This is a genomic window from Bradyrhizobium sp. (assembly GCF_049798375.1).
Lineage (GTDB): Bacteria > Pseudomonadota > Alphaproteobacteria > Rhizobiales > Xanthobacteraceae > Bradyrhizobium.
This window is the reverse complement of the sequence record NZ_JBARGP010000039.1, coordinates 1-7054: the sequence shown is the minus strand read 5'-3', so window position 1 is coordinate 7054 and position 7054 is coordinate 1. Positions and strand designations below refer to the sequence as shown.

Sequence of the window (7054 nt, the reverse complement as noted above, 5' to 3'; positions counted from 1 at the left end):
TGAAGACAGAGCTGCGGCAAATGACCTCTTTGATAAGATGGCTGAATACGGCGTGTTCGTGACGCGACGGGGCGAACTTGAGAAATGGCTACAGCATCTCAACGTGCCAGGAAAAAAGACGGACTGGACTGTTGCGATGCTTAATCGTCTTGGAGACGATCCAATCTCGACCGACTATGTCAGGCCGACAACCGGCGATGTATGGGAATTTCTCCGCGCGATCGTCGATTGGATCAAGAACCCCGATCGCAAAGGCACGTCCTAGGGTGGAATGGAGGGCAAGCGGCGCGCAGCTACAGGGAAACCGGACCTCCCCCCGTCGGGCTTAGCAGCCCCCCAATTAGCCGGCCTCGGGCGAGCTGCAAATTGAAATGAACCGGCAGCGCTCTTCCACCGCCGGGCGGGTAGCCGCCGGGCGTGGCTCTAGAGTGCATCAATCGCTGTACGCCCAATCTTCTGCAGGAAGTTTTTTAGCCGCTGCGGATGGAGACACTATCAGCGACACAAAGGGGTTATGGCGTTGTTTTTATTGATATTTATCCGGTCTACCATTCCCTGCGCGATGGCTTACGGCTTATACGTGATCTCCTCGGGGACCGGCTTGATTGCCCCCGTTTGCGACAATGCGCTTCGCGCATTGTGCAGACCTCAGCACCGGGAGGTCAGGACCACACGATTTCGCCGTCCACGCCGCTCGCGCTCGTCGCGCGCAACCGGCTGTGGCCATCGCATCCCGCTTCGACGTTCGTGACGACGCGTACGCCCCTCATGTGAGGCGGGATGGCATGATAGAACATCAATTTCCGAAAAAAGGAAAGAAGAATTTTCCTGCTCGGGCGCCACCCTTTAGCCAACGGATTGAAAGAACGACGCAAATGAGCCTTTTGGCGCAGCCGTTTTGAGGGCTGAAAGCCGCTGCAAAAGCCTGCCGCGCGTCCCATCGCGCGCAAACCGCGCGCAAGTGATTTGCCTCGACGGTCCATCGTCGAGCTTTCCGGTCGCCTGGCTTTTCAGGAGTGAGGTGATCAGATCGGCCATGAGGAGACGGCTCAATTTGCCTCACAGACCCATTTACAGGACGGGGCAATCGGGAGGAGAATGGCGCAAGCCTTGACGCGTGACGGCCGCAGCAGACTATCAACGGCATGGAGCGACGATGGCCTATCGGCAAACCCCGGCCGGCCTGCGCCGGATCGAGCGCGATATCAGGCTCGACTTGTTTCGCGGCGTCGGGCTGTGGATGGTCTTTCTCGATCACATTCCGCACGATGTCGTCGGCTGGCTGACGCTGCGCAACTACGGCTTCAGCGATGCCGCCGAGTTCTTCGTCTTCATCTCGGGATATCTGGTCGGCTTCATCTATGCGCCGATCGTGCGTGCAGGCCTATTCTTTGCGGCCGCCAAGCGGCTGCTGCGGCGTGCGCTGCAGATGTATGTCGCCCATATCATGCTCTTTCTGCTGTTCACCGCGCAGATCTCCCGCACCGTACGCCGGTTCGATAACCCGATGTACGAGGACGAATTCAACATCCACAATTTCCTGCAGCATCCGGACGTGCTGATCGGGCAGGCGATGACGCTGCGCTACAAGCCGGTCAATCTCGACGTGCTGCCGCTCTATATCACCCTGATTGCGGCATCGCCGTTCATGCTGTGGTGCCTGGTGCGCCGGCCGAACCTGGTGCTTGCCGGATCGGCCGTGCTTTACGTGCTGTCGCGCTGGTTCGACTGGAATATCGCGTCCTATCCACCCGGCACAACCTGGTATTTCAATCCGTTCTGCTGGCAGCTGTTGTTCGTGTTCGCGGCCTGGTGCGGCAACGGCGGTTTTGCAGTCCTCGCCAAATTCGCCTGGTCGCGTGCTGCGATGGTCATTGCCACGACCTGGCTCGTCTTCGCCTTCCTGATCGTGATGACCTGGCACGTTCATGCCCTGGAAACGCTGGTGCCGAAATGGATGATCAAGGTGATCTATCCGATCGACAAGACCGATCTCGACATGCTGCGCTTCACGCATTTCCTGGCGCTGGCGACCCTGGTGTCCCGGTTCGTGCCGCGCCACTGGGCCGAGCTCAAATCCAACTGGGCCTATCCGATGATCCTGTGCGGCCGGCATTCTCTGCCGATCTTCTGCATCGGCGTATTCCTGTCGTTCTCGGCGCACTGGATCCTGATGCAATATACCCGCGGCGTCTGGGAGCAGCTCGCCGTCAGCGGCGCCGGCATCCTGATCATGGTGGCCGTGGCCTGGGTGCTGGATCGTGCCGAGGAGGTGCCCGACCTGTTCGTCGAGGTGCTGGACGATGAGGACGCCGCACCTGCGCCCGTCACCGAGGCGGCGCCGGCGCTGGCGGTCCAGCCGTCGGGTGCAGGGGGCGGACCGTAAGCGCAGATCGATTGCGCTATTTTGGGGAGAGATGGATGGTCCGACGCGTCCTGATGATGTCCGGTCTGGTCGTGGTCTTGACCCTGGCACTGAGTTGCGAGGTCGCGGCGCAGACGCCGACACCCGAGGCCATGATGGCGGCGCGTGCGCTGGTGACGACCATGAAGCTCGATGCCAGGTACAAGGCGATGCTGCCGACCATCCTGCTCGGCATCAAGCCCGTCCTGGTGCAGGACAGGCCTGAAATCGAGCGCGACTACGACACGATGGCCGCGAGCGCCGCCGATATCTACACGCCATATTACAATGCCATGCTCGACGGCGTGTCCGCACTCTATGCCAGCAGCTTCAGCGCCGACGAGTTGCGGCAGATCGAAGCGTTCTATCGCACGACTGCCGGACAGAAGCTGCTGGAGAAAGCCCCGGGCATCGCGCAGCAGAGTGATGACCTGGTTCAGCAGATCAGCCGCAAAGCGGCCGACGAGCTGAAGTTGCGCTTGACCGAGACGCTGCGGCAGAAGGGGCACAAGCTCTGAGACAAAGACGTTGATCGACCACCGGATGGTCTGACGTTTGGCAGCATCCGTGAGTTCATCGGCACCATGGCTTTGTTGTTATGAGTCCGTCATAGGCGCGTATCCCTTTCGCGACAGTGACACTTCATCTTAGAAATCTTTAAGATGCCACTTGCCAACCTGTGCAGCAGCGTGTCCCGCAATGACGATGGAGGGGTTCGGCGTTGATTCAGAGAGACGCACTATCTACCCTCTCGTCATTCCGGGTCAGCCCGAAGGGCTGAGTCCGGAATCCGTGACCACGACTATCGATGACACGTTGTGACCTTGGTGCCACGACGAAGCTGATTAGAAGCACGTACCATCAGGTGCGCTTTACAAATTCCAGATTTGTAGTATGAGCACGCCCACTGTTTTGCGGATGACCGCAAGCGAGAGACCCATGCCGTATTCGTATTCACGCCCGATCAAGGAAGCCGCTCTGCCGCTATGCGGACGGCACGACCTATCGCGCGTGCAGGTCTCCGCAAGCGGCGCGCTGCCTGAGAATATCAGGCCAGCAGACTAACAAGGCAGCGGGTTTTCCCTCTGCCTTGGGCAGAGAGAAGATCCGCAAAGCCGTGATCCCCCTCGGGGACATCAGCATCTCCAAATCTCCCTGCCTGCACAAGGGCTTGCGCGACTGTAAGCGCGCCGGCCCGACGTCTGGAGCCCGTGGTGGGTCCCAGGCGTTTTCATTGCTTGAAAGAGATAGGAGAGATCAGATGCGAGCCGATCCTTACCGAGAGCGAGCCATCCAGCTCGCGATCGAGGCCGGCCTCGATCCCGACGCCAAGATCGACCGGCCCGGCAAGCGGCCGATGCCGCTGTGGTGCACGTTCCGCGACGCCGCGCGCAAGGAGCAGCTTGCGCGCGAGGCGGAGGCGCTGGCCGACATCGTCCCGAGCCGGCCGCAGGCGGCCGAATATCGGAACAGCCCGCTGAAGGTGTTCGGAAGCCACGAGGACGCCACCATCGCGCAGATGAAGAACTGCATGGCGGTCGGCAACGCCGTGGCCGGCGTGATCTGCGCCGACGGCCATCTCGGCTATGCGCAGCCGGTCGGCGGCGTGATCGCCTATGAGAGGCAGATCAGCATCTCCGGCGTCGGCTTCGACATTGGTTGCGGCAACATGGCGGTGCGGCTCGACACGCAGTTCGCGGCGATCGAGGACAAGGTCGGCACCATCATCAAGGATGTCGCCAAGGTGATCTCGTTCGGCGTCGGCCGCAGGAACGCCGAGCGTGCCGAGCATGAGCTGTTCGACGATGCGGATGCCTGGCGCGAGTCCGACATGGACGCCTATCGGCAGAAGGCGGTCGGACAGCTCGGCACGGTCGGTTCGGGCAACCACTATGTCGATTTGATGCGCGACGATAAGGGCTTCGTCTGGATCGGCGTGCATTTCGGGAGCCGTGGTCTCGGCCACACCTCGGCGACGCGCTACCTCAAGGCGGCCGGCGGCAAGGACGGCATGAACGTGCCGCCCGCCGTCGTCGACGAGGACAGCGAACTCGGGCGGCGCTACATCGCCGCGATGCAGCTCGCCGGGCGCTACGCCTATGCCGGGCGCGAGTGGGTGGTCGAGCGCGTGCGCAAGATCATCGGCGGCGCGGTCACCGACAGCGTGCACAACCACCACAACTACGCCTGGCGCGAGACGCACGGCGATCGGGACCTGTGGGTGGTGCGCAAGTGCGCGACGCCGGCGTTTCCCGGCCAGCGCGGCTTTGTTGGCGGCTCGATGGGCGACGACGCGGTCATCATCGAGGGCGTGGACTCGGAGGAGGCCAAGGCCGCGCTGTACTCCACGGTGCACGGCGCCGGGCGAATGTTCGGACGCCGCGAGGCCAAGCGGCGCTTCACGCGCGCCGAGATGGACGCGTGGCTGCAGGAGCGCGGCGTCACGCTCGTCGGCGCCGATCTCGACGAGAGCCCGATGGCCTATCGCCGCCTGCCGGAAGTGCTCGCCGAGCACGCCGGCTCGGTCAAGGTGCTGCATACGCTGCGGCCGTTCGCGGTCGCGATGGCGGGTGAGGGAGAGTTCGATCCGTTCAAGGATTGAGCAGCGCTTACGCGCGAAGACAAGAGAAGCCGCCTACGGGCGGCCTCTCACCGAACAGATGGAGGCGAGAGATGAGTGAGATGAGTGAGATGACCTGGCGAGCGGACAACATCGAAACGGTCGCAGACTTCTTCCTAGCGGCCGAATGCGACGCCTATGTTCAGTTGGGCGAGTCCAGCGGCTTCGAGGAAGCGACCATGTTTGCGCCACGCGGTGTAAAGGACGTGCGTAACAATGATTGTGTCATCGTAGATGATTCCGAGCGGGCACAGGCGCTCTATCAACAGCTAGCCAGTCATCTCGCGCCGTCGTTTCAGCATCGCTGGGTGCCAGTCGGATTGAACGAACGGCTACGACTGTATCGCTACGACGTAGGCCAGCGATTCGATTGGCATCGCGACGGACATTCCGAACGAGAGAATGGTGAGCGCAGCCAGTTTACGTTCATGGTCTATCTGAATGACGATTTCGAGGGTGGTGGGACATCGTTCCAGAATGACGAGGGCGTGACTGGCGATAGCCTGCTTCAGATATTGCCGAAGCGGGGAATGGCGCTGCTGTTCCATCATCCGATCATGCATCGTGGCGATCCCGTCACAGGGGACGCAAATACGTGTTGCGGACGGACGTGATGTATCGGCGCGGGTAGTCGCCAGCGCGTGATCTTGAAGAAAGGCCGCCTACGGACGGCCTTTCGCTTCATCTGCTGGTCATGGCGGCGGGAGCGGCCGCACAGGTTGACACGAGAACGGTTCAAGCGACGTCGCGCGGCACGATCTTTTGATGTTTTTGCGTCTTTTCCGCCTTGGACAGATCGTAGGCGGTCTGCAGGTTCATCCAGAAACGAGGGTCGGTGCTGAAGTAGCGGCCCAGCCGAATGGCGGTATCCGCGGTGACATCGCGTGTGCCGCGCATGATTTCGGTCAGACGATTGGGCGGCACGTCGAGCAGCTTTGCCGGCGCACGCGACGACAAGCCGAGTGGGATGACGAATTCCTCTCGGAGCACTACGCCGGGATGAGTGCGCAAGCGGGCCATTGTCGTCTCTGGAAATGGCTGATGATCTAACTCGCTCAGTCAACCAGCTTCGTGCCACGAATGCAAAAAGGGCGCGGTTTGCACCGCGCCCTTCGTAGTCTGAGAGCAGGTTGGACTTAGAAGTCCATGCCGCCCATGCCGCCGCCCGGGGGCATGCCGCCGCCGCCCGCTGCGTTCTTCTTCGGCAGTTCGGCGATCATGGCTTCCGTGGTGATCAGCAGGCCAGCAACCGAGGCTGCGTTCTGGATCGCGGCACGCACGACCTTGGTCGGGTCGATGATGCCCTTCGAGACCAGGTTGACGTACTCGCCCGACTGCGAGTCGAAGCCGTAGGCATACTGATCCTTCTCGAGGATCTTGCCGACGATGACCGAGCCGTCCTCGCCTGCGTTGATCGCGATCTGGCGAGCCGGAGCCGACAGTGCCTTGCGCACGATCTCGACGCCGGTCTTCTGGTCGTCGTTCTTGGTGCGGATGCCCTTGAGCTGCTCGGAGGCACGGAGCAGGGCGACGCCGCCACCCGGCAGGATGCCTTCCTCAACAGCCGCGCGGGTCGCATGCATCGCGTCATCAACGCGATCCTTGCGCTCCTTCACTTCGACCTCGGTCGCGCCGCCGACGCGGATCACCGCGACGCCGCCCGCGAGCTTGGCCAGACGCTCCTGCAGCTTCTCACGGTCGTAGTCCGAGGTGGTCTCCTCGATCTGCGCCTTGATCTGCGAGATGCGGCCCTCGATATCGGACTTCTCGCCGACGCCGTCGATGATCGTGGTGTTCTCCTTCTCGATCCGCACGCGCTTGGCGCGGCCGAGCATCGCCGTGGTCACGCTTTCGAGCTTGATGCCGAGGTCTTCGGCAATGAGCTGGCCGCCGGTCAGGATGGCGATGTCTTCCAGCATCGCCTTGCGGCGATCGCCGAAGCCCGGCGCCTTCACCGCAGCGACCTTTAGGCCGCCGCGCAGCTTGTTCACGACCAGTGTCGCGAGCGCCTCGCCTTCGATGTCCTCGGC

The 7054-nt window shown here is 62.0% G+C and carries 8 protein-coding genes; 5 read left to right on the top strand and 3 right to left on the bottom strand.

Annotated elements, in window-relative coordinates:
* Window positions 1–265 (top strand): hypothetical protein (locus WA702_RS01285; protein WP_425108712.1); only part of this gene is annotated, 265 nt, incomplete at its 5' end.
* Between the two features lie 397 nt (window positions 266–662).
* On the opposite strand, the gene WA702_RS01280 is transcribed toward WA702_RS01285, so the two are convergent.
* Window positions 663–983, bottom strand: a complete 321-nt coding sequence (locus WA702_RS01280) for a hypothetical protein (RefSeq protein ID WP_425108711.1) — start codon at window positions 981–983, stop codon at window positions 663–665.
* Window positions 984–1156: 173 nt separating this feature from the next.
* Between WA702_RS01280 and WA702_RS01275 the strand changes: the two genes are divergently transcribed.
* From WA702_RS01275 to WA702_RS01260, 4 genes are all read left to right on the top strand, one after another.
* On the top strand, window positions 1157–2386 hold the full coding sequence (locus tag WA702_RS01275) for an OpgC domain-containing protein (RefSeq protein ID WP_425108710.1): 1230 nt from the start codon (window positions 1157–1159) through the stop codon (window positions 2384–2386).
* A 35-nt stretch (window positions 2387–2421) separates the two neighbouring features.
* Entirely contained in the window at window positions 2422–2922 is a 501-nt protein-coding gene (locus tag WA702_RS01270) for a DUF2059 domain-containing protein (protein WP_425108709.1), read from the top strand.
* A gap of 743 nt (window positions 2923–3665) precedes the next feature.
* Complete coding sequence (locus tag WA702_RS01265; protein ID WP_425108708.1) at window positions 3666–5006, top strand: RtcB family protein; 1341 nt, start codon at window positions 3666–3668, stop codon at window positions 5004–5006.
* Between the two features lie 71 nt (window positions 5007–5077).
* Window positions 5078–5638, top strand: coding sequence for a 2OG-Fe(II) oxygenase (locus tag WA702_RS01260; RefSeq protein WP_425108707.1), 561 nt, complete (start codon window positions 5078–5080; stop codon window positions 5636–5638).
* Window positions 5639–5759: 121 nt separating this feature from the next.
* Here WA702_RS01260 and WA702_RS01255 read toward each other — a convergent pair whose 3' ends face one another.
* Window positions 5760–6044, bottom strand: a complete 285-nt coding sequence (locus WA702_RS01255) for a HigA family addiction module antitoxin (protein ID WP_425108706.1) — start codon at window positions 6042–6044, stop codon at window positions 5760–5762.
* A 116-nt stretch (window positions 6045–6160) separates the two neighbouring features.
* On the bottom strand, window positions 6161–7054 hold an 894-nt coding region (gene groEL, locus WA702_RS01250; protein ID WP_425108705.1), incomplete at its 5' end, for a chaperonin GroEL.

What these genes read in the sequence shown, in the direction of transcription:
- WA702_RS01255 (WP_425108706.1), bottom strand. Translation starts at nt 6,044, where the DNA reads ATGGCCCGCTTGCGCACTCATCCCGGCGTAGTGCTCCGAGAGGAATTC.
- WA702_RS01275 (WP_425108710.1), top strand. Translation starts at nt 1,157, where the DNA reads ATGGCCTATCGGCAAACCCCGGCCGGCCTGCGCCGGATCGAGCGCGAT.
- WA702_RS01265 (WP_425108708.1), top strand. Translation starts at nt 3,666, where the DNA reads ATGCGAGCCGATCCTTACCGAGAGCGAGCCATCCAGCTCGCGATCGAG.
- WA702_RS01260 (WP_425108707.1), top strand. Translation starts at nt 5,078, where the DNA reads ATGAGTGAGATGAGTGAGATGACCTGGCGAGCGGACAACATCGAAACG.
- WA702_RS01280 (WP_425108711.1), bottom strand. Translation starts at nt 983, where the DNA reads ATGGACCGTCGAGGCAAATCACTTGCGCGCGGTTTGCGCGCGATGGGA.
- WA702_RS01270 (WP_425108709.1), top strand. Translation starts at nt 2,422, where the DNA reads ATGGTCCGACGCGTCCTGATGATGTCCGGTCTGGTCGTGGTCTTGACC.